This window comes from Vibrio sp. Isolate22 (assembly GCF_022398115.1).
Taxonomy (GTDB): Bacteria; Pseudomonadota; Gammaproteobacteria; order Enterobacterales; family Vibrionaceae; genus Vibrio.
Map to the genome: position 1 here is coordinate 1 of NZ_JAKEUW010000022.1, position 25,744 is coordinate 25,744.

The following is a 25,744-nucleotide window of genomic DNA, read 5'->3' on the forward strand; positions in this document are numbered from 1 at the left end:
TTACTTTGCACATCCATACAGTTCATGGGAGCGTGGAGCAAACGAGAATGCTAACGGTCTGCTTCGTCAATATGTACCGAAAGGTTCTGATTTACGTGAAGTTAGTGAGGACGTGATATCTCTCGCCATGGCAAGAATAAATTACAGGCCAAAGAAGTGTTTAGGCTTTAAACAGCCAGCCGTGATATTCAAAGAAATGTGCATGGCTGCTTAAATGGGGAAGTGTCGCACTTCGGACTTGAATTCGGGCTCAAGTAAAACAGGTTTCTAGATAACCTTAAGGTAAGAATTTGCCTCAGTAAACCATTAAACGGCTTCAATGTGGCGCAAACAGGCCCCCTCAGCGGTGAGCAAGGCGATCAGCGCTGAGGGGGACGGGGATAAAAACGGGGGATTTCGGTATTACGTTGAGGCAAGGTGTCAATAAATTAGGCAGTAAAGAGAAATAACACGGATGAGGCAGTAGCAAGGTGAAAAATGGAGCGAACGCGACAACCTTGTTGATGGTTCAATATATTATTGGTTGAGGCAGGAGGGGAAAGGGAAAGCAAAGGGGTGAGGCAAAAGAAATAAAGCGTTAAGCGATCAGTTCTGTGTATTGATACGTGATGAGTATAATAATAAATTATAATTGGGCGTGACTTTAAATAGTGTAACAGAAATAATTAAAATAATCTCAATTAGAAATACTTTATTTTGACAATTCTAATTGAGATTTTCCTATTGCCTTTTTGATACTGTTTCTCGTGACTTTATTCAAAGGAGAAAAACAGATGGCAAAAGGTCTTTTTATTTTTGATGGCAATATTGGTATGACACCAGAATTGCGTTGGCAGCCGGCGAATGACCGCTCGAATGGTGAAGCTAGACCGTTATTAAAATTTAACGTCAAGTACGACCGTTTAATTAAAACACAAGACCCAGAGCGTCCTTATGAAGATAAGGGCGGGTTTTGGGTGGATATCAGTTATTGGGGGCGTGACGCTGAGGCGTTAAGTAAGTTATTACAAAAAGGCATGCGCGTGCGTATTGAAGGCGAACTCCGCATCGACGTTTGGGAAGATAAAAATAACCCAGGCCAAATGACGTCAGGCATGGCATTAACGGCTTCGTTAATTACCATCATGGCGCAGCGTGTGGATGCGGTGTTATTAAAAAAGCCGCAACAATCAGGGGCGCATAATAACCCAGCCTCTCAACCTGAACTTTAAAAGGTGGGTGAGAGATGAGAGGAGTAAATTTATCTAACGCGATTGCGGCGCTTCGATTTCGTGTACGGTCGCGCCGAAGTGGTGACGCCGACCAACGCGCTCAAGCAGAGCTCGGCGTGAAAGCGCAAGAGCCATTTTGTTCGCAAGTGCAGCAAGCTTTAATTGGCAACCGTGAAGGAATGACGCTCAGTAAGGTCACGCCTGGTTGGGTGAAGAAGCAACTCGCCAGCAAGGTGACAACATCATGATGGGTGACTTGTTATTGGGTCAGTGCCTTCTTCATCGAGAAGGTACTCTAAAGGTGACGTGGTCACCTTGTTTGTGTGTAGGTTGGAGGTAAACCATGCGTGTGCTTTTATGTGAAAAACCGTCTCAAGGACGAGACATTGCCAAAGTACTTGGTTGTCATGAAAAAATCGAGGGGGCGCTGCGCGGCCAAGGTGTGGTCGTGACCTGGGGATTTGGTCATATTCTGTCTCAAGCTGACCCGGAGCATTATGACTCCGCATTAAAAGCTTGGTCTTATGACACGCTTCCCATCGTGCCATCGACCTGGCAAATGGTGGTGCCAGCCGATAAGAAAAAACAGTTCAATGTCATCAAGAAATTATTGGCCAGCGCGACAGAGGTGGTGATAGCCACCGATGCCGACCGTGAAGGGGAAGTGATTGCCCGTGAGATTTTGGAGTTTGTGGGCTATCAAGGTCAAGTCTCTCGACTTTGGCTCAGCGCCTTAGACGAAGCGAGCATTCGTAAAGGTCTGGATAATCTCAAACCTGGCAGTGAAACCGAATCGCTGTATTGGGCAGGACTTGGTCGCAGTCAAGCTGACTGGTTGCTGGGCATGAACCTAACGCGGCTTTGCTCTTTGGTTGGGCGAGAAGCCGGTTATCGTGGCGCCTTATCGGTGGGCCGCGTCCAAACGCCCACCTTGCGGTTAGTGGTTGAGCGAGACTTGGCCATCGCTCACTTTGTCTCGAAACCGTTTTATGACGTGATGGGTGACACGGGCTTTTCGTCTAAATGGCAAGCACCAGAGGCGCAGAGTGATGAATCAGGGCGCTGTTTGTCCCGTGAGGTGGCTGAGTGTGTGGTTCGTGACTGTCAGGGACAAGCGGCGACTGTGACGGTGTTTGATACCAAACGGCAAAAAGCCAAACATCCTGCGCTGTTTTTCTTGGGCTCTCTGCAGAAGGTCATGTCGGCTCAGTTCGGTTACACCGCGCAGCAAGTACTCGATACAGCGCAAGCCTTGTATGAAAAACACAAACTGACCACCTATCCGCGAACCGATTGCGCGTTCTTACCGGTGAGTCAGCAGGGCGAAGTGACTCAAATCTTGAAGTCGCTGGGTCAGACTTCTGAGTTTGCATCGATGTGTCAAGGCGCGGACGAGGCAATAAGCAGTGCGTGCTGGAACGATAAAAAAGTGGCGCAGAGCTCTCACCACGCCATCATTCCCACCGCGAAAGCGCCGGTACTCACCGGATTGACGGAGCGCGAAAAACACGTGTATCAGGCCATCGTGCAGCGTTACGTGGCTCAGTTCTATCCGCACGCCGAAGATGACGCCACCGTGATTGAATTGCAGTGTGGGGGTCACCGCTTTAAAACCTCCGGCAAAGTGGAGCGCGTCAAAGGTTGGCGAATTGTGGCGAAAGAAGAAAAAGAAGAGGGGAAAGGGAAGAGCGAAGACAGTATGTCTCAATCTTTGCCCTCTCTCACGGTTGGTCAGGCGCTGACGTTTTCTCAGGTCAATGTGGTGAGTAAGAAAACCACGCCGCCTTCTGCGTTTACCGAAGGAACGCTCCTCGATGCGATGGCCAATATTGCGCGCAGCGACAATATCCCCGCTCAGCTCAAAGCGATTTTGAAAGAGACGGCGGGGCTTGGCACGCAAGCGACGCGCGCGGCCATCATTGAGACGCTCAAAAAGCGCGGCTTTGTGGAAGCAAAAGGAAAAAAGCTCCTAAGTAGCGAAGCAGGGCGCGGTTTGATTCAGGCGTTGCCCAATGAAGTGAGCAACCCGGTGATGACCGCAATTTGGGAGCAGTCATTAGAGAGTATTGCCAAGCGAGAGATGAGCCTCGATGCCTTTATGCAAAACCAGGAAGGGTTTGTGCGAGCCATTGTTAGTAAGGTGAAGTCCGGTGACATCACCATCAACTTACCGAAAGTCGTAGAGCCCGAAGCGCCCTGCCCGTTGTGTGGCAAAACAATGCGTCTTCGCTCAACCAAGAAACCGTTTTGGGCGTGTGAAGACCGCGAGCAATGTGGCCTTATTCTCGATAGCGTGCGCGGCAAGCCCGCCAAAAATCAAAAATGTGCCTGTGGCAAAGGCGTGTTGGTGCGAAAGTCTGGGAAAAACAAAGGCAGTTTCTATTGGAGCTGCAGCGCGTGGAAGCAAGGCTGTCAGAAGCGTCATTTCGATGACAAAGGCAAATTAGGAAAGGAGATGGGCTCATGATAGTCGCCCGTTCGTTATCACCGGCTGAGCCTGACCTGATGGAAGGACGCACATTGGCATTGCTTCGTATTCTGAGCCTAGAGGGGGTGGAAGTGGTTCAGTACCACGCCCCTAAGGGCGGGTGGACGCACGATGCGCTGGAGTGTGTCGATTATTTCTCCGTGAGTCCAGACGGTTGGGATGCTTACCTCGGTGAGCAGTGGATTGGTTCGTCTGAGGTTTGAATCCAAGAAAGCATTGAATAATGAGTCGGCTAGACGACACAAATATTCAGCTTTAAGCGCTTAATGGGTGAGAGGGATATGAGGCAATTTCTCACAGAAAGGCACCTGGATGCGTTGTTGTCGATGTATTCAGAGCGGGACTTCCCTAACAATACTCGAAAGGCGGTGCGCCTTCGCATTATTCATGGCCACACTTACGAGTTGGCGGAGTTTATCACCGGCGTTTCGCGCCGCAATATCTATAACGGGGTGAAAAAATTGAAAGTCGCGCATGACGTTATGATGAAAACCTACGGTAGAGATGGAGGAGTAAAACGATGAGACACGAATCGTTATTTGATGATCATTACAGTGGCTCGGAAGCGCTTCGGCTTCATTCACAATACAAGGGTAGCTTTGATAAACTCGTGGAGGCGCTGGAGCCTGTCTGGTCAGGAAAAACAGTGGCGCATTATTGTTATCGAGCCCCCCAACCCCTTCATGTGTTGAGTGGGGATTCGTTCGAGATTACGATCAATGTGGGGTGTCAGCCCCACATCCCGACAGGGTTTGATTTGCAGGATTCCTGCCGAGTGAATCATATTACGGTTGATCTCTGGGACAGTGCCGATGTGCAAGGTTTTATTGAGTTGTTGCTGCGTAAGTTAAACGCTTCTCTTGTGCTTTCTTCGGTTGAACCACTCTAGGAGAACTGACATGAGATGTGACATTCCCATTCGATTGCATTATTGCTCAGAAAGTCATCATGAGTACCAATCTAAAAAAACGCTGATAGCGGTAGGAGCTATTTCGCCTAACGTCGACATTGAAGAGAGACTAGAGCAAAGCCAGTTCACGTTATCTGTTGAAGCGTCTCGCTACCTGCTCGCGCATATACCCTATGCGTATTTTGATTATGGAATTGATGTGGTTCATACCAGTGTTCTCCCTTACAAAGGAGAGGGTTACTTATCCTTGAGTAATCCTCGGTATATAGGAACCGACTTTAACAATGACTATATCCAGGACTTGAGCCTGTTGAAGCATGATGAAATCAGAGACTTGGTTCAATGGATGAAGAAGCATAAAGAAGAAGGTTGGTATCTCGTGGGGCTTCACGATATTCACATATCAGGAGAGTTATGCGAAAACATTCAGTTTACGTTGTTTTTAAGCCCTTATGTGTTTGCGGTTGAAGATAGATTAGCTGCATTGTCAGAAGGTAACGACAAAAAGTGAGTGGTTTTTGTTTCAGCTCTGCGACTTTTCATCAATATTGAGCATAGGCTTTGGATGCTGCTGCAGTACTTTAGACAGCACGCCACGGTTCACGTTGAGCGTTCTGGCTACTTTGGTTTTGCTTTTACCGATGAGCTCCATGGATTCTTGGAATATGACGGGTTTAAAAGCGTCCAGTATGACGCTGACGTCTGGTGTTTCAGTCCACTCATCAAACTGAGCCAGATACGATTTTAAGCTGGCTTTGAAGGCTTTTTTAGCTTGTTTCATTTCGTCAGAAGGGGGCGTTTGCATGAGGACTACCTTAGAGCGTGAGTTGGAGCGTGCAGCGGGAATCGAACCCGCATCATCAGCTTGGAAGGCTGAGGTAATAGCCATTATACGATGCACGCAACGAAGCGCCTGTGATAGAGCTTCGGCCAATGGAGTTCCTGTATCCCACTGGCGCAAGCATTGTAACGAATAATCGTTTTGGTTCAAGGGGGGGGGGGAAACTGGGTTTGCTGATAAGGACGCTTATAGATCCTGATAGTCAATTTTTGTTGAGAAGATATTTAAAACGTCCGTTACTCACGTCAAGAGTATCAAGCACACGGGTTTAACCGCCCTTAAATGGCTTTCTGAAACGTGTCGCGGCTTCTTTTTAAAGAAGTGAAGGCGTACTTAACTGCCCTTAACCTACGAAATGGTAGAGTTTTGGTGCGATACACCAACTTTTTACCACCCACGCGGGAAACTTGTTTTCCTTGTGGGGACATAGTTTTCTCGTGCAATCTATCTTGGAGAAAACATGATGTCTGGTATTATTATTTTAGCGGGTCAAGCCTTACCACTGGTCGATTTGCCAACTCAATTGAAGTTGGAGCAGGCTACTTGTTGTAGTGTGTTTTGGTCTTCTGAGCGAATGTCGAACTATTTTGCTTGGAAGGAAGAGAAAGCAAATCTTATTATGGAAAGCTTGTATCAAAGAGCGAAGCGCTGGCCAGAGCGCTTCCCAAACGATAAAGGTGTCTACAAGCATGTCTTGAAGCACCTACCAAAATGGTACAATGATGTGCAAAGTACGTTGCAATGGCAACGTGAGCAACATTGATGACAAACCGCCTCTGACCGTCAGGTTAGGGGCGGTTTTTTATATTGGCAATGTCTAGGATCGGCTTTAAACGAGTTTCTAGTACGACATCTAATCGTGACAACTCACTATCATAGATGGGCTCATAGTAAATGCCGGCCTTTGTTGCTGCTTTGTATTTGATATCATCCCGGAGTTTTTCGTCGCCTTGGAAGTGGCCTTCCCCTTGAAATTCAATAACGGCAATGGGGTTGAAATGACGATCGGCAATACAAAAGTCAACGCGTTTAGAATTAATCGCAGAGTAAGCGGCAGTACCGATTGGAGAGTCCGGCGCTGAAATAATTTCACCAAGATTGATTTGTGGATAAATGTAGAACTCGCCTTTAAATGAGTTGGTGAGCTTTTTTAAAGCAAAGTAAACATTCCGCTCACTTTTATTGAGTATTGAGCGCTTGTACAGTGGTGACTTATCCAATGCTTTTCGTAGGTTATCTTGTGTTGTGTCCATTGCATCCTGTCTTATGAACGTCCTGAAGCCAAAGTGATTAATAGGCAGAATAAAATGATTCTAATTGCATAGATTGAGTTCGTACACTCTTAAAAGTGATAACTGAGTCCTCAAGCATCCGTAAACAAGGCCTCTAGAATGATGAAAAATGAATCAAATAAGGTGTGACATAAATCACTTTACAAGCCCATTTGGACTGTTATCCTCAGGATGTTAAACGTTGAATACTGACGAATAGTATTAAACACACGGGGTTAACCCCCCTTAAATGGCTTTCTGAAATGTGTCGTGGCTTCTTCTTAAAGAAGTGAAAGCGTACTTAACTGCCCTCAGCCTATTATTGATAGAGCTTTGGCGCTATACACCGACTTTTTATCACCCCCACGGGAAAATTATTTCCCATGGTGGGATGTAATTTTTTCTCGTGCAGCCTGTCTCGGAGAAAACATTATGTCTGATAACAATCAAAACACTTATTTCGACCTTCACACTCATGGATTTGGTTTTCTAAACCGCGTGAGAAAAGTGACACCGAAAAAAGGTGACCCGTTCTACGCAACCACCATCACGTGTTTACGTGGTGATGATAACGAAAGAACGTACATTGACTGCAAAGTCGTAGGGAAAGAGGCGATTGAGCTTTTTGAAGCGCATGGTCTTGATAGCTACGACTTTAGCCAACAAGGTGGCGATAAAGGCTCACTGAGTTTTACTATCAGTGATATCTCGCTCGACACCTTTACTTATCAAAGCAACCACAGTACGAAAGCGGGTCAGTTTGGCGCAACCATTAAGGGGCGTCTACTCAAAGTGAAGTATCTGAAGGTGAATGACGTTGTACTTGTACAATCGCCAGCACCCACTGGTTCTGATGCAAATCAGCAAGCGGCTTGATGTTTGACTGCCCCAATACACTTTTGTGTGTTGGGGCTTTTTATTACTGTCATTGATTACCCACAGGGGATACGTTCCCCTATGGCGACGTTTCTCCTTTTTGCCAATATTAGGAGAGCGACAATGAACAATACAATGATGATTCAAGAGACGTATAACGCCTTTGTACTAGAGAGCGTACTCGACACCAATGGTTTCACAAGTGAAGAACCCTGTCCTTGCTGCGGTCAAGCTGCTGTAAGACGTGAATTTGATGAGTTACTGGGTGGTTGCATTAATTCAGTTTACTCATTGGATTGTACTCACTGTGACCATCATGAGTGTGACCAAGAGTTTTGCTCTAAGTGCGAAGCCAACATGGAGGAAAATGAACGCGGTTATCTCAAAGCTTGCAACTACGCTGGTTTATTCGATGACATCGAACAAAAACTCCGTAACGGTAAAGCGATAACAGGCGTTCATTGGACTGAATTGAAACAGACGCTGTACAGCGAACCCGAAGTGGTGAGTTGGCTGTGTACGTTTTATCTTCTTGATGCTGATGAGCCGCAAGCGGTGGTTCATTGGTGGAAAAAGACCATGCTGGACGCGCGTTTTGATGCACGCCTAGAGGCGCGTATTGAACAAGCGAAATTGAATTAACTATTAACCCAACCCACAGGGGACTCGTTCCCCTTTGGCGACGGCTCTCCTTATTTATTTTTGAGGAGAGCAAGATGGACAAACTCAATCTTTTACAGACCAAAGCCACGGCGCTTTTTTCTGTGGCGAGGGGCAGTGATATTTCACCACCAGAGCTGGTAAACGCTGGCTTTATGATGCGTGAAGGTCGCTTTTACCCCGTCGAAGACATTGAAGTGATCCAACAACGCCTTAGCCATGATTTCATGGTGTGGGATGAATCTACCCCTAATGTGAACACGCTGAGATTTCAGCGTCGCTCACATTAGGGGCAACCCATAAACCCATAGAGGGGAATGCCTCCTCTATGGGGTCATTCCTTCTTTTTTACATTAGGAAGAAATGATATGACTCAACTTATGGTGACGGTAACACTGGCCGGTGGGCAGAAAATCGATTGTGACGTTTCTAAACATCACTATCGCAATAACAAGCAAATCGCGCTCCAGTTATGCACTGCCGATACAAAACGAAATGAAGCTTCGGATTCGTTTCCAGGGGAGCCTATGGGCACTCCGACGGTGTGTTTACCAAACAATCACTTCAACGAGAATGAAACGGCCATCAAAGATTGCGACGAGTACGCTGGATTTTTAGGCGCTCTTGAGCAAGCAGGAGTGGTTCGACGTACCACGAGAACCATTCATGGTCCGTATGTTTCGTATAACGTCGTGGAAGTGTTGATCTAACCGTAATGTAACCCATCCGACAGGAACCTCTATTCCTGTCGGGGATTGGGGTTTTCTGTTATTCTTATTTTATGAATACGGAGAAATATATGTGCGAAAAGCAAAAACGTATCGAAGAGTTGGAAAAAGAGAACGCCGAGCTTTACCAAACTTTGTCTAATACATACAAGCTTAATGCTGAAGGGCGAAAGTTCGAAGCTGAGCGAGAAAAGCTCAATGCCGAAGAACAGAAGTTTGAAGCTGAGCGAGAGAGGCTATTAATCGATACGATGAAAATGGTACGTGATATTAAATATCAGCCGATATTACTTATCACGCCACTTGTCGTGTCATTGATCGCTTTAGTTGCTGCTATCGCTAAATAAACCTCAATTCGACTTAACCTTAAAGCCTCTATCTTAGATAGGGGCTTTTTTAATCATATTGCGCTTTGCGCACCACCCACCTGGGATGTCTCCCAGGTGGGGCATCCTTTTATTTTTTAAGAGGAACTGATTATGCCAAATTGGTGTGTAAACCAAATTCATATCGATGGGCCTGATTCTGATGCCATCATCGAACTTATGACCCAACCTAAACCACTGCTTCATCAACAAGCGTCACGCGCGGCGGCTAAGCTGTTTTTAGCCGGTGTCGGTGGGCTGTTAAAACCCACTTACCCGATGAGTTTTGAACTCTACCCAGACCTTGTTCGCGAGGTGGGAAGTTCAACACCAGAAAATCGTGCGTTTACAAAGTTTGTCACGTTAATGAAACAACCCGATGTGGCACTCAATGAGGAGGTCTGCCAGTGGCTGTTGGCGCTTTTTGATCAAAGCGGCCTCAAGCAGCGTTATTGGGGTGACTTACCGAAAGCTGCCAGAATGAAGATGGTGCCTTTGCTGAAAAAACAGGCATCAGATTGGACAGGACTCTATTTTCGTCGATTACCGCTCGATATTGTTTGGGCAAAGCTTGATTTACCTGAGTTAGAGCAAGTGTCTAAGGACTTTTCTCTTAGTGCGTTAGCGCCGCCGATGTTACTGGTAGAGCTCAATGGCTTTAATGGTGGTTTGTTTTCTCGCGATAGCCAAACTCCATCGGGGTATCACGATAACGTTGAACGCCTTGGCACGAAGTGGGATCGCGTCTCTGTTTTAGAGGTTGGCGAGAATCAATTGGAATTTGATACCGCCTGGTCTCCGGCGACACCACCGATAGAGGTGTTAGCGCGTCGTTTTCCAAAGACCACGCTCACTCACTTCTTTGCTGAATGCGGCTGCGCCTTTGCCGGTTACGTCCAGTATGTAAACGGGGTTAACCATGAAGAGATTTGGGAAGACCTGGTGTTTTCTGAGCAAGAGAACGAGGAGGGCTATTACGACGTGGTGGGGCCTGACTATGTGCTTGAGCATTTCTCTCACTATGGAGGGTAATACTGATGCAGGTTATCTATGTATATGATGATGAAGGCACCATGGCGGTGGCCAAAATAACGGAAAGTCAGTCAGCGCAAGAGGCCGCGATCGATGTGGTTGAGGTTGTGGTGAAGTGGACAAAAGAGTTCGGCTTTTTGATTTATGCTCACAATGAGTGCCGTGCGCATCTTCAAGAACTGGAGCAGTTAACGCTGCAGGTGAAAAATCATGAGGTCGATATCCATCAACCCGATTGGTTTCGTAGCGTGTTGGTTTTTACTTTTTCAGCTAAATAATCTGATTTACTTAACGTCTTTTAACGACAAACGCCAGCGATAAGCTGGCGTTTTTGTTTCTATCGTTAACATCAACCGCTAGTTCTATTTTTACAAGGTGGTAGTTAATAAAATATTCCCGTAAGGATATCAGAAATTTCACAAACAATCTCAATTAGAATTTCTTTATTTTGACAATTCTAATCGAGATTTTTCTATTGCCTTTTTGTTAGCGTGTGGACGTCTTTTATTGTTAGGAGAATGATATGCAAACGCGCTGGCTCATGTTGTCTTTTGCAGGCTTGTTGGCCGGGTGTCAAACCCCGCCTGAGCCTGTACAAGCGCCGCCACCCCCATTAAATATTCGCACTGCCCCCGAGTTATCGGGCAGCAGCGTGCAGACCTCACGTTATGTCATTGAACGCTCGGCAGGCGAGCAAATGACCGACATCTTAGGCGTGCCGATTGAAGCTCGTTTACCCGTAATGAGCAAAATGAGCATCAAAGACGGTGTCGAGTTTTTATTGTCAGGCAGTGGAGTGTCGCTGCGCACTCCAACGTCTTACGCTGAAACGCAGCTCTATGCGCAGCCGTTGCCTTTGGGTCATACCGATATGGGGCACATGAGCCTTCGACAAGCCTTACAAGTCATTGGCGGTCAAGCGTTCTCGCTTGAAGAAGATGTGGTTCGGCGCAATGTGGGTTTTCGCCTCAAGTACGGATATGAGTGGCAAGCGCCAAAGGCTGTGACTGGATTTTCAGAAGGGAAGTCTCCTTTGGTGGGCACAGTGAAAGCGAGCGAAGCCGTATCGATATCTTCTGCCTCTCCTTCAAAAAAAGACGGCACGTCAAGTGTTGTCATGACCCCGCAACTGAAAAAGTCGCTGGCATCGAAAAGCGCCTCATCAGAAGAGTGGTCCAGTTTTGAGGATGACAATGATGCGTTTTTCGCCAGCGATATGCAGGTTAAAGCCTCGTCAACTTCAAAAGTAAAATCGACACCGTCTAAGTCGTCTGTGAAGAAAAAAGCACTCACCACTTACCGCGTCCACGCTGGAGAAAGCTTTCGCACTGCATTAACTCGCTGGGCTTACAAACATGGCGACCAACCATTGGCGTTTGCTCAAGATGAGGCATTTTTGACTGCTTTGGATGGAGTGGCCACGCAAGATTTTATTCGAACGGGCTCACTGTCGGGTGCTGTGAAAGCACTGTCGGCCTCTAATCCGTCTCTCAATACGTTAACGCTGTACTCAAACACACTTTCGAAGCTGTTGGCTTTTCATCCGTGGAAAGGTGAACGCGTGACGACCTTAATGGCTTCAGGTGACACCTTGAAAGCGGCGACTAAGCAGGTCACTGAGCATTATGGTTGGCGCTGGGATGAAAAATCGTCTTGGCCTGTGGCTGACTTTACCTTCACGCCTTATCCATTGGTGACCATCGATGGGGACATCAGTATGGCCATGACCACGCTGCTCGGTCCCTATCCACTCAAAGCGCAGCGCCTAGACGCGACTAAAACTATTTACATCAAAGAGGTGACGCCATTATGAACCTATTTCGTCTCTCGGGTTTTCAATCCTTCTGTCTCATTGGCGTGCTCTTAACGCTCTCAGGGTGTGAAACCCTTGGGCTCAATGAATACGACAAGCGCAATGATGAGTCCGCCTCGGTACTCAGTGACATCGAGCGCCACAGGCATCGTGAGTCTCTCAAAGTCGAGCGCATTGAGCAGCCACCGGCCAGCTTGATACCGATTGAGCGCCGCACCGATACTGACTATCTAAGTAAGACCGTTCGTGTCAGCACGCCCGCGTCGGGCTTGCCACTGAGCATGGTACTCAGTGATGTGTTGTCCCCCCTTGATAAACAAGCGTGGTTTGGGGCGGGCGTGAGTCCGAATACGCGCGTGCGTATTCAACATGACGGCTCACTATCGGCATTACTCAATGATATTGAGCGTCAGCTAAATATCGGCTTTACCCCTAAAGGGAACACATTGAACGTCGAACGCTTTGTGTCTCGCACGTTTGAGCTTGAATTGCCGCCAGGAATGCTCAGCGACCAGATTGGCAGTGGTGAAAACAGTGAAGGCAGTGGCGATGAGGAAACCTCTGCAAAAGTGGAGGGGCAATACGTGACTTTATCGAGCAGTGATGTGGATGTGTTCGGGGAAGTGGCCTTGGGTGTGGAAGCGTTATTGCAACTCGACCCAGATTTAACCGGAGAGGGAGAAGGGCAAGAGGCTTTGGTGGGCTCTGTGCAAGCGGTGCCGTCTTTGTCTCGCTTAATTGTACGTACCACGCCAGGGCGCATGCGTGAAGTGGCGGCGTTTGTTGAGCAATCGAAACAATCGCTGACGCGTCAAGTGGCCTTGGAGGTTCAGGTGCTTGAGTTTCGTTCGAATCTGGGTCACGACCGAGGAATTGACTGGAATATCGTTCGCGATATCGGCGGCGACAGCAGCCTGAGTTTTTTCATCCCAGGTACCAACCTGGTTTCTGGCTCATCGAGCCCTGGTTTTGCGTTTACGGGCGGGGGCAAATGGTCCGGCTCAACGGCCTTGATTAATGCATTGAACCAGCAAGGGCAGGTGTCGACCGAAACGCCGATCACGATATTGGTGCAAAACCATCAGACCAACCACATCACCCAAGAGCGCATTATCGAGTTTGTTGAAAACATCAGCTCTGACAGTGATGAGGGCGTCATTACCACCGATACCGAGCGTGGTAAGCGTAGTGAAGGGGTGGATTTCATTGTCGTTCCGAACATTCAACGCAATCACGTTTACCTTCGAACCTCGGGCATGTTAACCAAAATTGAGTCGCTGGAAACGCAGGAGGTGGGCGGTGAAACCTTGGTCTTCCCACAAATGCGTGAAGCCAAAATCAACTTTGCCAACAAGCTCAAATACGGACAAACGATAGTGGTGGCCTCGGTGTCACAAATCGACACCACGACAGAAGAAAGTACCTTCCTGGGTATTCCCTTTTTAGGGGGTAACAGTGCAGTGAAACAGCGCGTCGATACGCTGGTGCTCCTCACTCCACGGAGGGCGGACGGATGATGGAGTTACTGTCTCTTCCTCATCACGGTCACGTGACTAAGACCATTCGCCGCCTGAAAAGCCGCAGCTTGCAGTCTTATCAGTACGTGTCACAGCGAGGGAATTGGATCTGCCTGTATGGCAGTGATTGTGAATGCGTGGCGCGCAGTGAATGGTGGCTCGATGTGTTAACCGCGCGCGGCCTGCTCAATGAGCACAATGCTGATGAGCAAAATGTCACCATTATCGAGTGCATTGACGGTCTGTGGCACGCGACCTTGATTGATGGGGGTGTGGTGCGCCAAATTTGGACTGACACGCACTATCACCTGTGCGCGGCCAATGCAGGCGCCTCACACATCTTGTTGGTTGAGTCTTCACAGGCTGAGTCCGTGGATGAAAACCCTGAGCGTATTGCGCCGCCAAGCGACCAAGAGTTGAACTTACTGGAGCAGTACCGGTTAGCGCCGCCCCGTCAGCGTTTGCAAAAGCGCAAGGTGATAATGGGAGTGAGCGCGTTGCTCGTTGTCATGGCCGCTTTAGCGCTATATGTACAGCACCCTGAGCCTCAAACGCCTGCAACGTCTCAAGTGAGTCATGAGAGCGACTCGACTGAGCCCAAAGCGCTCCCGCCATGGGGGATGTATCGCTTGGTACTGCATGAAGCGGTCAGCGCGCATTCGGTCATGGAAGGGGCGCTACTTGGCGCGACCCACCTAGTATTATTGCCTCAAGGTTGGAAAGCCAAAGGCTTGACTCAACAAGGCGCGGAGCTGACGGCCACGATTGAGCGTGAGCCGAATGGCCTCATCGCTGTGTGGCAGCAATGGTTGCGCCAACATGACTCGCTTTCTCCGTTTTTAGATGGAGATGGGGAACAACACACGCTGCGTTTACCTCTCGCGTCTGGGCTGCCTTACTGGCAGTCACACGTAATGCCGATGCAGCCGACAGACCAGCGCTTGCAAGACGCGCTCGTGACCATGGGGTTTGTCGCGCAGTTGACCCACGAGAAAGCATCAAGCTCTTGGCAAAGTCAAACCTGGGAGGTGACGCATCAAGGGGTGAGCGCCTCAGAGCTTAACACCCTGGCGGCGCTGTTTGCGGTCATGCCGATCTCGATGAATGCGTTCACACTCACACCGGTGAGCCCACATCGTTGGTCACTCTCTTTTTCCATCACTTTATATGGAGGTCTCTAATATGACCCTTCCCCCAATTAAAATTGGTCTCATCGCCTTGATGGGCGTGGCAGCTGTAGGCATGGGCTACACCACGTTATTTCCTGACGTTGAGTCTGAGTACGCGGGTACTTCTGCGGAGCACTCCGAGCAAGACAACCATGTCGAACCGGATAGTGAGGCGTCTGCTTCAACGCCTTTATCAACATTAAGCGCCGAGGCACCGATGACTCTAGACGCAAAGCAGGACCAACCTGTCGAGGCTGTCAGTGAGGGTGTCGCTCAGCAAATAGCCAAACTCAATCTTGAGCCAAAGTCGGTCGCACCCCTGCCTCCTCTTAGCGACGATATTGAGACGTACCTGAATAAGCTGTCTGAGCTCAACATGGCGACGCTTGATGCGCAGGTGCGTGAGCAACATTTACGTTCGCAACCGGACAGTCTGGAGACCGAGTTGAGCCTCATCGGCGCACCCGTCAGCGTGACCCCTGTGGTGAATGCACCTTCAACATCTGGAGAGCAGAAAGACGCTGATGTGGTGCTGGGCAGCCTTGTGCAAATCGACAACGGCGCGTGGCAAGCCCGCATTAACGTGCATGGCCGTTGGCATAAAGTGCAAAAAGGCACCGTGGTTGGAACCTTGTCGATTGTCAGTGTGAGTGAGCAAGGCGTTCGCTTGCGTGATAACGGCGCGCAGCGCTTTCTAAGTATGGAGGGGTTTTGATGAATGAATCCAGACATGACTTGTCTTTATTGCACGACCAAACCTTACTTGAGTTGTGCATCGAAGATGGCCACACCATTGTGGATGAAGACGGAGTGATTTGGGTGGACTGTTATGACAGCCCAAAACACGCCGTTATTCGCCGTTACGTGCAAGAGACGGAATCGCTCAGTGGCGGGCGATTTTTTGCGCGCCCCCCGATGGTGAAGTTAACCGATGAGACGCGCGTACAAACCTTACTTGATATGGCGCGCACGCTACTCAATCAAGAGACGCAAGCGGCGCTGGAGTCGGCTTATGGCGATAAACTGACGCAGCTATGTCAAGCGGCGGTGGAGGTCAAAGCCTCTGATATTCACCTTGAAGTGCATCGCAACAGCACTCAGATTTTACTGCGCGTGGATGGGCGCCGTGAAAGGCTCAAAACCTTTGCTGGCGGGGAGAGCGCTGAGCGACTCGACCGCGCGGTAGGTCAATCTTTGGCGGCGTATATCTTCAGTTTGGGTAACTCCAACTATTCACCCAGACTGCCACTTAATGACCGCTTTGAGCTCCCTTGCTCCGTGACAAAGCTGGATGAGGAAGGGCAACGTCACCGCGTGACTATGATGGTGGAGTGGCGCGTCGCGATGATGCCACTCAGCCACGGCATCAAATTGGTGCTGCGTTGTCTGACGCCTCTTGGTGAGCCGCTCACGCTCGACAATATGGACTTATTGCCTGCTCAACGCGATTTACTGGAAAGTAAAATGCAGCGCCGCTCAGGCATTATTGTGCTCACCGGCCCCATGGGCTCAGGAAAAACCTCGTTAGTGTACGCCTTGTTTGACACGGTTGACCGTGTGGCGCGTTGTTGCCATACGCTCGAAGACCCGATTGAGTTTGAGCAAACGGGCATCACGAAAACTTTGGTTGAGCCTAAGCGTGAGTTGGTCGATGGCTCGGGGCAATACCTAGACTACACCTTTTATGCCTTAGAGCAGCTTCGTCAAGACATCGACATCACCTCGTTTGGTGAGCTTCGAAGTCATGACACCACCAAAGAGTTTACGCGTAAAGGTGAAACGGGTGGTTTGGCTCTCTCGACCTTGCACGCCAATAGTGCGCTTGGGGTGCCGGCTATTTTTATTGAGCAGCTTGGTATCCCGTCTTCCATTGTTTCAGCGCCAGGGTTAATGCAACTCTTTACCCACCAAAAGCTGGTGCGAAAGTTGTGTCCGCACTGCGCCTTAACGCTGGATGAAGCGAAAGCGGTGTACGAGCATCACAATGAGCAAGCCGCCTATCAAACCAAGTTGACTCAGATTTCGACGCTGTTACCCGAGGCGCATCATCAAGTGCGCGTAAAGCATCCCGCAGGCTGCAAGTATTGCCGTCAAACGGGGGAAAGAGGCCGCTTGTTGGTGCTAGAGCTTATTGCTATTGAGGACGCCGACCGTGAGTTCATCAAAGCGCAGGACTATTTGGGCTGGAGTCGTTATCTGCAGGCGCAAGGCTGGCCCGACATTCGTCGTCATACGCTGCATCGCATCGCGCTTGGTCAAGTGGACATTGCGTCCGCCTCTGAGCAGGTGGATGGCCTAATGCCCGTGTCTTCCCAATCTTTGTACCAACAAATGGGGCAAGAGATGGATGAGCAAGCGACCTCAAAGCAAGCGGAGGTCAGTCATGTCAGTGTCTCTTGAACAGTGGTTGTTTGACAAAAAAGACCAAACCGCCCTCCTTGAGCAGTGGCGTACCTGCGCGCAGTACGGCATGACCACCAAAGACTTTTGCCAAAAGCTGGCAAGCAGTGGCTCAGGGAGCGCGCAAAAAATTGGGCAAGCGGGGCTCAAAGCGCCAGGGGAAGGCAAACGCTTTACCGATGTGCTCCGTGGCTGGCTCTCGCCCGTGGTCGTATCTACCCTTGCCATTGCTGAGCAAAATGGTCAGCTCAAAAGCGGCTTAGATATTGCCATTAAAGAGCTCGAAGGCGGTCAAGGCGTCATGAAATCTCTCTTGCTTATGATGGCTTTTCCGCTGCTGACTTTACTGGGACTTGGCGTATTAGGCGTGTATATCAGCGGGGAAATCATTACGACGGCGGGTCTTGAGTACTCCATGGCCAGTCAGGTTCGAGAGGCGGTCTCTGGGCCAGGACTGGTGGCGTTGAGCCTCTTTATTGGCACCTTGATTGTCCAAGCGCTGCTTATGCCGGTGTGGACCGGGCAAGGGCGCGATATGGCCGATAAACTCTGGCCGTTTTGCGACTATCGCACGGCGGTAGCGGGCAACCTTTTATCCACATTAGCCAACTTGTCACAAGCGGGCATGAGTCTCAAAGCGGCCATGACGGAGGTGGACGCGTATTCGTCTCGTTACTTGAAATCGCACCTCAATCAAATGCAGCGCCAACTTGAAACCGAAACCAACCCAGGTCGCGCGCTCGATACAGGGCTTTTGCTCCGTGACGCGCAGGTCAACCTCAATGTCATGGGAGATATCGCACCACTTTCGACCTTGCTTGAAAAAAGCGCCGAGCAACACCACCGCCATTTATCGAAAAAAATGGCCACGCTGAAACTCATTGTCCCAAAAGTCATTTTAGTTCTGGGCATCTTGCTGCTCGCTGCCCTAGTGGGTAGCGCCATGGCATCCCTTTTTATCTCGATACAACTCTAAGGAAACACAACATGAAACGCATTCGTTCAAACCCAAACCAACAACGTGGTATCAGCCTGATTGATTTCATCATGTACCTCATCCTGGCCGTTTTTCTCTTTCTTGGCATCGTCAAACTCTACAACATGGCAACCGCTTGGTCGGCGCAAGCCAATACCATCTCGGCAGTGACGCAAATCAAAGCCGGTGCGGAGAAAGTCAAAAGCGTCAATCACACGGGTACTTCAATGAGCAAAGTATGCAGTACCGGGCGTAACTCGGTGAGCTCGACAATTTGTGGTGATACGCGTGATGGCGTTGGCACCAATGAATATGGCGGCGATTACACCTTGACGGTCGATAGCGCGAACATGCAGCGCGTGAAGGTGGGCATCACCAACATTGATACGCAGTACATCGATGATTTGGCCGATACGCTGGCCAAATTGAGTGCCGGTAACTGTAACAGCGCTGCCAGCTGCGCGACCTTAGCCGTCTCTGGCAATACCATCACAGTGACACTGTAAGGAGTCGGCATGAATCTTACCTCCCTCACGCTAGCCAGTACGCTGCGCACCTTGGCCATGTTAGGCGTCGTCACTGGGTTATTGCTGGCTTACCAAGGCGCGAGAGAAAAAGCGTTATTTGAGCGAACAACATCGGCGGTCATGCAAGCGATGGATGAGCAGATACGCAGCGAAACCGAACGCACTGGCTGTCTGCACGTACCGATTGACGACAACATCAATACGCTGGTCAGTGAGGGGTGGTTGGAGACGAGCATCCGAGATAACAGTCCTTGGACGCTCGATATTGCCTATCAGGCGAGCCGTAACAGCGGCCGCGTGATAGGTAAGCACCTCACGTTGACAGCGCACTCCAGTCAGGAGGCAACTCGCCTTAACGAACTGGCTCAAACTGTGATAGGTAGCTGGCAATTTCAAGGTCGAACTTTAAAGATATTTGGAGTCGTTAAAGGACCAACCGATGTATCGCGCATGGAGTTTGACCCAACTACAGCGTGTTTTGCTTGGTAAACATAGGCTTGCCGAATAAAGGAATGAATGATGAACAATAAAATGAAAACGCTCTTATTTAAAACGGGGCCAATAATGAACCAAAAGACCAAAATGGAACTGTATTTTTTGTTAGGTTGGGGGATCGGTCTACTGACCGGTGTGAGTGTAGGCATGAATCAGAAATTGTTCATCAATCTCATTACTGAACAGCCACCCGCTGTAATGTCTCCATCCTATATTGATGCAATAACCGTAGTACCTGCCATTACGACGGAGAGCTTCGCTGATGAATAGTGCCTTCAAGCAGCGTGGCGTGGGACTCGTCGAGTTCATCCTTACGCTCGTACTCAGTCTGATTATTTTTATAGCAGCCTTACCATTTTATAACGACTACCAAACTGACAAGAAAGCGAAAGCTTACGGTGAGCACATAAGAGGATTGATAGAACGTATCCATCAATATCAATACTACAAGATCACTGAAGAAGGGGTCGATTCGACCAGTCAAGCGAGTTGGCCAGCAACGTTGGATAACCTCATGAACGACTACCCCGAACAATACTGGGGTAGTTGCACGATTGACCAAGAACTCAATGGTGAATGTAAGTTACCAGATTACGTGCCGTGGAGTCCGTCGCGTCTGAGTACTTACTTTTACACCGACCTTACGCACATACCGGCATTTAACGAGCATTTAGTCATTCGCATTCCTCTTTCTGAACTGGCTTCCGATCCGAAAGAGTGGACACGTTACTCAAATGTGTTGATTGACATTCCAGGAGCAAAGCGAGCGGGTAGTGATATCCACATTACCTTGCGTCAAGCGACGTTAGCACTGATGTACGAAAACATTGTCATGCGCGATGGGAGCGCCACATTAACAGACGATTGGGATGTGGGCGGAGCGCACGGTATTACCAATGCGAAAGACTACTTAATTGCCGCCTCTGACGGTAGTCAGATATCCGTATCAAAACGATTGGTGACGATTGAAGCGGTGTCGCATGGTCAGACGGTAAGAAAGCCAGCGTGCAGTAAAGGTTTATCGCCTAAATTGATATTGAATATTGGAGACATTGAAACTCCAGCTCACTATGAGAGCCTAGCCAAGTTTAAGTCATACATCCTGAATGAAAATAGCAATTATTGGACTATCGGGGTTGATACTACAGCAAAGAATACAAAAACAAAAAAAATGGAAGCTACACATTTTGGTAAAGCAACGGCTTTAGTCCAATGTATTTAATCGGAGAATCACAATGAAAAAAGTTATGTTAATGATTACGCTTATGAGTGGCGCAATTGTAAGCCACACAACACTTGCAAAGGTCACACTGGAAGATGGTTATGCGAGTGAAGCGGACTATTACGAGAGTGTAAAGCAAAACCGCGCGGAATATGAAAAGGATTTGTATGACGGACTAGAGCCGCCACAATCTGGCTCAGGTTCAGTTCAAGTGGTGGAATTCTCATCCGGTTCAGAGTCCACGTCCATTATCACCAAAACCCTAAAGCCGACAAATGGATGGGTATGCGCATTAAGTAAAGTGAGTGGCTTTTATGGTAGGGGTCTAAAAGGTACAGATGCACATGTCTATCAGTCTGGAGGGTACTGGAAGTTGACTTCTGGACGTGCTAGTTGTGGCGGATGCGCTGTTTCAGCTAAAGCGACCTGCTGGGAAGTGCAATAGACTTGTACGAAACTTAGCTTGATGCTAATTAAAATGAAGCACAAACAACTAGTGGTATTGACTAACCGCTAGTTGTTTGTTATTGTATTTTTACCGATATAAAATGGGCTTGATAAGGTTAATTGTTAATAATGTCAAACGATTATAGAAAAGGTAAAGTTCTAATTCCTCAGATGTACCTGAGTGAAAGTGAAGCAAAAGTCGTACTTACTGCTATCGAGAAAGCTACGCAAAAAACAGGCGTGACAAACAATAGAAAACAGAGAATGTCTATTTTAGAGATTTCTCGATTCTACAACGAAAAACACTAGGTATATGGATATGAAAAAAACACTACTTGCGCTAGGATTGAGCGCACTATCAAGCTCATGTTTTGCTATTACAAACGGAACCGTTGTTGATTGGAAGCATGATTTTGATGATTATGTCAGCGGTAATTGCACGGGCTTGATTGTGGGTGGTGATAAGATTCTAACTGCTGCACATTGTGGAATTACTAATAACGTAGTTGTTATATACGACGGTAGTTATCTTGCCGTGAAGTCAAAGGTTGATCACCCAAACTACACAGGTTTTAGAAATTACGATGTTTCCATCCTGGATATTGATAAACAGGCAACACAAAACATCCATTTTTTCGCTGACTTGAATCAGGCTACGGCTAGCGTAGGCGATGCCGTTCATTCTTACGGGTTCGCAGGTAGTCTCACAGAACTCAAACGCGGTGACTTTACTGTCAGTAATGTTAGCGATCCATCGATCGATCATCTTTATCATAAATATGCTATTGGAGGCTCTGAAACTGAATCCGGCGACAGCGGTAGCGCATGGTTTAATGCAAGTAACGAAGTGATAGGCGTTACTTATGGCGGACAATCTATACCTGATCTTTTCTACTCAAAAGATTTCATCTTAGATACGGTGGACGGCTGGCACTACCCAACCGTGATCAAAGGAACGGGGACTCAAACGATTAAGGTTCAGTCTTTACACCAAAACCCGGTGGTGGATGCCGCTTACGTAGTTGGAGATGTAGCGATAACTGGCGGTACATGCCAAACCTTGCCTGCGATTGATGCTTTCGATACCTGTACGTATGAGCTCGATGTGAGCGGCTCTGGTCAACTGCATCTAACCACCAATGAAGTGATTGATATCAACCCTGTGGCACCGACGCCTGTTCCACCTCCGACAACGACACCAAGTTCTGGTGGCAGCGGTGGTTCTCTCGGCTTTTTATCTCTACTAGGATTGGCTGCATTAGGTCGTTTAAGAAAGAGACAGGTCTGATATGGACTATAAAATCAACGACCCTGTGGTGTTGGAAATGCTCGATGGTAATGATTGGCGCGTGATACGCACCACGTATCGTCAAGCCATACGGCTATTAAGAAAAACGCATCATCGAGGGTATTTGTTGTACCACGAGGGGGCGCGGTGGGATGCAAAAGCCTGACGCTTTCACTCTGTTCAATTGTCGGCTTCATCTTGCCCCAACAAGCGGGGCTTATTGCCGTCAAAATGAACCTTATTGGATAATCTTGTGATACTTTTTATCAACACACTTTTACTTTTCATTTTCCTACATAGATTATTAACCTTCTCTCATGCCCCTTCCGCAAAGATAAATTTGATTAGGGGGATCAAAGGTGTCGTCGTTTTAATGGTCGTCACGGTCTGGTTGATGCCGCTTCATCTCCCCTTATTCCTCCATGGCGGTGTTCTTCTTTTCACTACGTGGATAGGTTTTGGGTACAGTGTAAGGATCGCTTTGAATGAACTCACCTTACTCAAGCTAACCCCGTCCTTAAAGAAAAACCAATACCATGTTCACCTTTCAACGGCGATCTATCCTTTTACAAGAGATACGTACCAAGAGCTCGAACTGTTGATTGAACTGCTCCCAAAATACAGTGGGCAATCATTAATACTAACGTCACCTCTACTGAGTAAGCACGGCTCATTCTTTAACATTGAACAATTAAAGCCACTCCCTGTGAGTATCGAGGCTTCTTATCATTCTTATTGGCGTTCACCGCTAGAGTTTCTGGTATTGTGTTATTACAAGTACATCCAGCGTGAAACTATTCTTATGCATTCCGATTTATCAAGGCAATGTCGAATACATTTAACGTTGCCTAGAGTCGATGGTGTCTAAAGAGGTGATATCAATATGAAAAACTTGGCTGGTCATGACATTTCCCTGTTTCTTTTTCGGTTTGTTCTTCATCGTAGAGGGATCAATTTTGTCATGAATGAGTCGATTGCGGAGGATTTATACCCGGAGACCGAGCTAAAACTCAAACCTATCGTACACGCCTGCTCTGAAACGCTCTTGCGCTATAAAGACCAATGTTGCGGGGAAACCATCATGGACGGCAATCTATTGGTGGATGGCGACTTTGAAGTGATGCTATCGCCAGGGCTGGGCCGACATTTCATTCTGGAAGAGAAAAAGAACCTTTTCTCTGATGCTAATGAGATTGCTAAGTTGCTGATGGATGTGATGGACAGGCGAACGATTGAGATTGACTCTGGGGAGTATCTAGGTTCCCAAGCCGTGATCAGCTCTATCGGTCGTACGGGAATGAACCTTCAAGGGCTTGAATCGTTGGGGAACCGACAACAAAACACCTTTATCACTCAATTTCCTCAACTCTCCAAGGATGTCCTTCCCGATGGAGTCAATGCTAGAGTCAGCTATGATCATCGTGGACATTGCATGATGTTTTTACACGATAACTTCGGCGTGATAGGAAAGGTCGTACTGGTTGATGGATTCATGCCTAATATCATGGCTGAATTGTCTAAAGAGCGCTCAGAGTATGTTGATATCAAAAAGACACTAATGGAACAAATCCTTACCGCGATTGAAGTTGAGTTAATCATTCAAGTTTCGTCGTCGAGCTCTACCTTGCGTTATTAAACAATATCGAGCGGTCAGGAAAGGAAGTGCGAAGTATTTTCTTTTCTGACTGCTGTGCAGGTAGGGCGCAGCCCGTAGGACGGCATAGAGTCCTGTTAAAAATGGTCAGGAGCTGCATGATCAGATAGATTCGTTTATTATGTGCACCATCCACTGTTAATAACCTCACCTTTATGCCTACGACCAAACCTAGCCTAGTCAAAGCCAATTTCAAACGATTCATGCGTAAACCCAAATTACGTATTGAAAAAGCACACTCCCTTGAGGATTTACTTAACTGCGCGGCTTTTGGAGTTCGCTGTAAAATGAACAAGCTTTCGATTAAGGTAAAAGACGGACATTTGGTCCCGCACCAATACACCCAAGGCAAAACTAAGCCCTAGTCGATCTCAACCCACAACGCTTACCCCTTTCGATGCAACAAAAGATGAATCACTTCATGTTCATCCACATGGTCGACTTCCACGCGGTAAATGCCGTTAGCTTGCACCGCTTCAATAAGCGCTTTTAATCGATGAGTTTTCACCGTCATCGCTAGCGGCTTGATTTGGTTATTGTCTTCATCAAACCCATTCTCAATGCCTTTCTCTTTCATATAGAGCGTATCCATTTCAATGCCTTTTTCTGAGTCTTCCAGCATCGATGGGAATTGATGCTGTTCAAATAGACTACTCAGCATGATGTAGAGTTCATCCGCTTGTGAAAATTTAGCCTGGTACTCAAGATTTAGACGGTTCACATCCCAAAGCTTGCGCTCTAAGTTGCCCGTTGGACTGCGGCCAATGCTGAGCATGGTTTTGATTTCAGGTTTACACGTTGAGAACTGAGGCTGTTTGACTTTTGGTTTGATGAATTTCACGAGTCGTTCATTTCTTCTTTTCACGGTCCAGAACCCGCCTTGCTTGCTCATGGTGCAATAGAGGGCAAGCAGCGCGTGGGTCGCGAGTGCGTCAAGGGCTTGATAGTGTTTCAGGTTTCGGCTCATACAGTCATTTATCTGTTCAATTAAAACAAGAGTTTACCAGAAAAGGGCGAGCATAATAGAAGATAGGTGTTCTGTATATTTTAAAAGCCGCGCAGGGTAGCATATTTTATTTAAATAATCTCAATTAGAATTTCTTTATTTTGGTAATTCTAATCGAGATTTTTCTAAGGTGTTTTTGCTACGGTCGTCCCATCACTGACAACCGTAGGAGCGAGGTGTGAAATTCACTCTCAAAACGTTACTTAGAGGGCTACTGTTTAGCCTGTGGAGCCTTATTTTAAGCGCCGCTTGCCTGTTCGCCTATCAGCAGGTTTTCTCACCGGTTCAACAGGAGAGCTTTGACTCGCGATTGGACGCACTGCATCAAAGTTTGGTGTTGGCGATGAATGAAAGCCGCGACAAGGAGCGTCAAGCGCGCATTGAGGCGCTGAACTCATTGCAATTCGCGCTTGATGGGTTAACCCAGCGCATCGATGAGCAACAGGGTGAAATCACCGAGCTCATGAACACGCAATCCAATCAAGGCGCTCGTTTGGATGAATTGGGCTTAGACAGCAAAAAGCTAGAAGTATTGGAAACAAAACTTCAACGCCTCTCTCGTCAATCCACAACAAAACATGCGCCCCCCGTACGAGCCAAACCTGTCGTTAAGCCCACAGTAAAAATACCGACCATTACCGCGCCTTTTGTCTTATTTGATGTGCAAACGCGGGGCCATATCCAACTGGCGATTGTCGGTAAGCCCGGCGCCAGCACACTGGCAGAGTTATCCGCCCTTCAAGCCGGTCAGCATTATCTCGGCTGGAAAATCACCGCCGTCAACGATCAGCACATCGAGGCGCTTTATAAAGGCCAACGTACAACGTTAACGGTCGGGGAGGGATAAA

General features: G+C 48.0%; 33 protein-coding genes, 1 tRNA gene and 1 pseudogene. 31 read left to right on the forward strand and 4 right to left on the reverse strand.

Going from position 1 to position 25,744, the window contains the following annotated elements:
- The 8 genes and pseudogenes from L1D55_RS13940 to L1D55_RS13975 all read left to right on the forward strand — a co-directional run.
- Positions 1-214, forward strand: a pseudogene (locus L1D55_RS13940) (IS30 family transposase); the annotation flags it as partial.
- A 559-nt stretch (positions 215-773) separates the two neighbouring features.
- Positions 774-1,211 carry a single-stranded DNA-binding protein gene (locus L1D55_RS13945; RefSeq protein ID WP_239917834.1) on the forward strand — a complete coding sequence of 146 codons (438 nt, stop codon included), beginning with the start codon at positions 774-776 and terminating at the stop codon, positions 1,209-1,211.
- A 14-nt stretch (positions 1,212-1,225) separates the two neighbouring features.
- Positions 1,226-1,459: a hypothetical protein gene (locus L1D55_RS13950; RefSeq protein WP_019821570.1), complete on the forward strand. Its 234-nt coding sequence runs from the start codon at positions 1,226-1,228 to the stop codon at positions 1,457-1,459.
- Positions 1,460-1,554: 95 nt separating this feature from the next.
- The gene (locus L1D55_RS13955) at positions 1,555-3,678 is read left to right on the forward strand and encodes a DNA topoisomerase III (protein ID WP_239917835.1); all 2,124 of its coding nucleotides are present in this window, start codon (positions 1,555-1,557) and stop codon (positions 3,676-3,678) included.
- Positions 3,675-3,902, forward strand: a complete 228-nt coding sequence (locus tag L1D55_RS13960) for a hypothetical protein (RefSeq protein ID WP_055318511.1) — start codon at positions 3,675-3,677, stop codon at positions 3,900-3,902. The genes L1D55_RS13955 and L1D55_RS13960 overlap by 4 nt, the downstream gene beginning before the upstream one ends.
- 78 nt (positions 3,903-3,980) lie before the next feature.
- Positions 3,981-4,223, forward strand: a complete 243-nt coding sequence (locus L1D55_RS13965) for a hypothetical protein (RefSeq protein WP_239917836.1) — start codon at positions 3,981-3,983, stop codon at positions 4,221-4,223.
- Entirely contained in the window at positions 4,220-4,588 is a 369-nt protein-coding gene (locus tag L1D55_RS13970; RefSeq protein ID WP_239917837.1) for a hypothetical protein, read from the forward strand. The genes L1D55_RS13965 and L1D55_RS13970 overlap by 4 nt, the downstream gene beginning before the upstream one ends.
- Before the next feature lie 10 nt (positions 4,589-4,598).
- Positions 4,599-5,120, forward strand: a complete 522-nt coding sequence (locus L1D55_RS13975; protein ID WP_239917838.1) for a hypothetical protein — start codon at positions 4,599-4,601, stop codon at positions 5,118-5,120.
- 12 nt (positions 5,121-5,132) lie between these two features.
- On the opposite strand, the gene L1D55_RS13980 is transcribed toward L1D55_RS13975, so the two are convergent.
- Together L1D55_RS13980 and L1D55_RS13985 are read right to left on the reverse strand one after the other, a co-directional pair.
- The gene (locus L1D55_RS13980) at positions 5,133-5,414 is read right to left on the reverse strand and encodes a hypothetical protein (RefSeq protein WP_239917839.1); all 282 of its coding nucleotides are present in this window, start codon (positions 5,412-5,414) and stop codon (positions 5,133-5,135) included.
- A 23-nt stretch (positions 5,415-5,437) separates the two neighbouring features.
- Positions 5,438-5,512 (reverse strand) — tRNA-Gly (locus tag L1D55_RS13985).
- A gap of 398 nt (positions 5,513-5,910) precedes the next feature.
- Here L1D55_RS13985 and L1D55_RS13990 point away from each other — a divergent pair.
- Positions 5,911-6,213 carry a hypothetical protein gene (locus tag L1D55_RS13990; protein ID WP_239917840.1) on the forward strand — a complete coding sequence of 101 codons (303 nt, stop codon included), beginning with the start codon at positions 5,911-5,913 and terminating at the stop codon, positions 6,211-6,213.
- 25 nt (positions 6,214-6,238) lie between these two features.
- Here L1D55_RS13990 and L1D55_RS13995 read toward each other — a convergent pair whose 3' ends face one another.
- On the reverse strand, positions 6,239-6,703 hold the full coding sequence (locus L1D55_RS13995) for a DUF2726 domain-containing protein (protein WP_239917841.1): 465 nt from the start codon (positions 6,701-6,703) through the stop codon (positions 6,239-6,241).
- A gap of 450 nt (positions 6,704-7,153) precedes the next feature.
- On the opposite strand from L1D55_RS13995, the gene L1D55_RS14000 reads away from it, so the two are divergent.
- From L1D55_RS14000 to L1D55_RS14100, 21 genes are all read left to right on the forward strand, one after another.
- Positions 7,154-7,597, forward strand: coding sequence for a DUF3577 domain-containing protein (locus L1D55_RS14000; RefSeq protein WP_136985709.1), 444 nt, complete (start codon positions 7,154-7,156; stop codon positions 7,595-7,597).
- A 123-nt stretch (positions 7,598-7,720) separates the two neighbouring features.
- Positions 7,721-8,239 (forward strand): hypothetical protein, encoded by a 519-nt coding sequence (locus L1D55_RS14005; protein ID WP_239917842.1) that lies wholly within the window; start codon positions 7,721-7,723, stop codon positions 8,237-8,239.
- Positions 8,240-8,313: 74 nt separating this feature from the next.
- Complete coding sequence (locus tag L1D55_RS14010; protein ID WP_239917843.1) at positions 8,314-8,547, forward strand: hypothetical protein; 234 nt, start codon at positions 8,314-8,316, stop codon at positions 8,545-8,547.
- Positions 8,548-8,625: 78 nt separating this feature from the next.
- Positions 8,626-8,967, forward strand: a complete 342-nt coding sequence (locus L1D55_RS14015) for a hypothetical protein (protein WP_102333121.1) — start codon at positions 8,626-8,628, stop codon at positions 8,965-8,967.
- Between the two features lie 89 nt (positions 8,968-9,056).
- A complete protein-coding gene (locus tag L1D55_RS14020; RefSeq protein WP_102420885.1) occupies positions 9,057-9,332 on the forward strand; it encodes a hypothetical protein in 276 nt (91 codons plus the stop codon).
- A gap of 132 nt (positions 9,333-9,464) precedes the next feature.
- Positions 9,465-10,382: a DUF1281 domain-containing protein gene (locus L1D55_RS14025; protein WP_239917844.1), complete on the forward strand. Its 918-nt coding sequence runs from the start codon at positions 9,465-9,467 to the stop codon at positions 10,380-10,382.
- Between the two features lie 5 nt (positions 10,383-10,387).
- A complete protein-coding gene (locus L1D55_RS14030) occupies positions 10,388-10,660 on the forward strand; it encodes a hypothetical protein (protein ID WP_239917845.1) in 273 nt (90 codons plus the stop codon).
- A gap of 263 nt (positions 10,661-10,923) precedes the next feature.
- Entirely contained in the window at positions 10,924-12,195 is a 1,272-nt protein-coding gene (locus L1D55_RS14035; protein WP_275665311.1) for a hypothetical protein, read from the forward strand.
- On the forward strand, positions 12,192-13,712 hold the full coding sequence (locus tag L1D55_RS14040) for a type II and III secretion system protein (protein ID WP_239917847.1): 1,521 nt from the start codon (positions 12,192-12,194) through the stop codon (positions 13,710-13,712). Before L1D55_RS14035 ends, L1D55_RS14040 begins: the two co-directional genes overlap by 4 nt.
- A gap of 68 nt (positions 13,713-13,780) precedes the next feature.
- Positions 13,781-14,893, forward strand: coding sequence for a hypothetical protein (locus L1D55_RS14045; protein ID WP_239917848.1), 1,113 nt, complete (start codon positions 13,781-13,783; stop codon positions 14,891-14,893).
- A 1-nt stretch (position 14,894) separates the two neighbouring features.
- The gene (locus L1D55_RS14050) at positions 14,895-15,596 is read left to right on the forward strand and encodes a hypothetical protein (protein WP_239917849.1); all 702 of its coding nucleotides are present in this window, start codon (positions 14,895-14,897) and stop codon (positions 15,594-15,596) included.
- Positions 15,596-17,281, forward strand: coding sequence for an ATPase, T2SS/T4P/T4SS family (locus L1D55_RS14055; RefSeq protein WP_239917850.1), 1,686 nt, complete (start codon positions 15,596-15,598; stop codon positions 17,279-17,281). The genes L1D55_RS14050 and L1D55_RS14055 overlap by 1 nt, the downstream gene beginning before the upstream one ends.
- Positions 17,265-18,257: a type II secretion system F family protein gene (locus L1D55_RS14060; RefSeq protein WP_239917851.1), complete on the forward strand. Its 993-nt coding sequence runs from the start codon at positions 17,265-17,267 to the stop codon at positions 18,255-18,257. Before L1D55_RS14055 ends, L1D55_RS14060 begins: the two co-directional genes overlap by 17 nt.
- An 11-nt stretch (positions 18,258-18,268) precedes the next feature.
- Complete coding sequence (locus L1D55_RS14065) at positions 18,269-18,763, forward strand: hypothetical protein (RefSeq protein ID WP_239917852.1); 495 nt, start codon at positions 18,269-18,271, stop codon at positions 18,761-18,763.
- A gap of 9 nt (positions 18,764-18,772) precedes the next feature.
- Positions 18,773-19,273 carry a hypothetical protein gene (locus tag L1D55_RS14070; protein ID WP_239917853.1) on the forward strand — a complete coding sequence of 167 codons (501 nt, stop codon included), beginning with the start codon at positions 18,773-18,775 and terminating at the stop codon, positions 19,271-19,273.
- A gap of 93 nt (positions 19,274-19,366) precedes the next feature.
- The gene (locus tag L1D55_RS14075; protein WP_239917854.1) at positions 19,367-19,549 is read left to right on the forward strand and encodes a hypothetical protein; all 183 of its coding nucleotides are present in this window, start codon (positions 19,367-19,369) and stop codon (positions 19,547-19,549) included.
- Positions 19,542-20,501: a hypothetical protein gene (locus L1D55_RS14080; RefSeq protein ID WP_239917855.1), complete on the forward strand. Its 960-nt coding sequence runs from the start codon at positions 19,542-19,544 to the stop codon at positions 20,499-20,501. Before L1D55_RS14075 ends, L1D55_RS14080 begins: the two co-directional genes overlap by 8 nt.
- 43 nt (positions 20,502-20,544) lie before the next feature.
- Complete coding sequence (locus L1D55_RS14085; protein ID WP_239917856.1) at positions 20,545-20,946, forward strand: hypothetical protein; 402 nt, start codon at positions 20,545-20,547, stop codon at positions 20,944-20,946.
- Positions 20,947-21,077: 131 nt separating this feature from the next.
- Positions 21,078-21,257 (forward strand): hypothetical protein, encoded by a 180-nt coding sequence (locus L1D55_RS14090; RefSeq protein WP_137025360.1) that lies wholly within the window; start codon positions 21,078-21,080, stop codon positions 21,255-21,257.
- 10 nt (positions 21,258-21,267) lie between these two features.
- On the forward strand, positions 21,268-22,236 hold the full coding sequence (locus L1D55_RS14095) for a trypsin-like serine protease (RefSeq protein ID WP_239917857.1): 969 nt from the start codon (positions 21,268-21,270) through the stop codon (positions 22,234-22,236).
- A gap of 961 nt (positions 22,237-23,197) precedes the next feature.
- Positions 23,198-23,872, forward strand: a complete 675-nt coding sequence (locus tag L1D55_RS14100) for a hypothetical protein (RefSeq protein WP_239917858.1) — start codon at positions 23,198-23,200, stop codon at positions 23,870-23,872.
- Between the two features lie 403 nt (positions 23,873-24,275).
- Here L1D55_RS14100 and L1D55_RS14105 read toward each other — a convergent pair whose 3' ends face one another.
- Entirely contained in the window at positions 24,276-24,857 is a 582-nt protein-coding gene (locus tag L1D55_RS14105) for a DUF2913 family protein (RefSeq protein WP_239917859.1), read from the reverse strand.
- Between the two features lie 217 nt (positions 24,858-25,074).
- Here L1D55_RS14105 and L1D55_RS14110 point away from each other — a divergent pair, with 217 nt between their 5' ends.
- Positions 25,075-25,743 (forward strand): hypothetical protein, encoded by a 669-nt coding sequence (locus L1D55_RS14110; protein ID WP_239917860.1) that lies wholly within the window; start codon positions 25,075-25,077, stop codon positions 25,741-25,743.
- The last annotated feature ends 1 nt before the right edge of the window (position 25,744 follow it).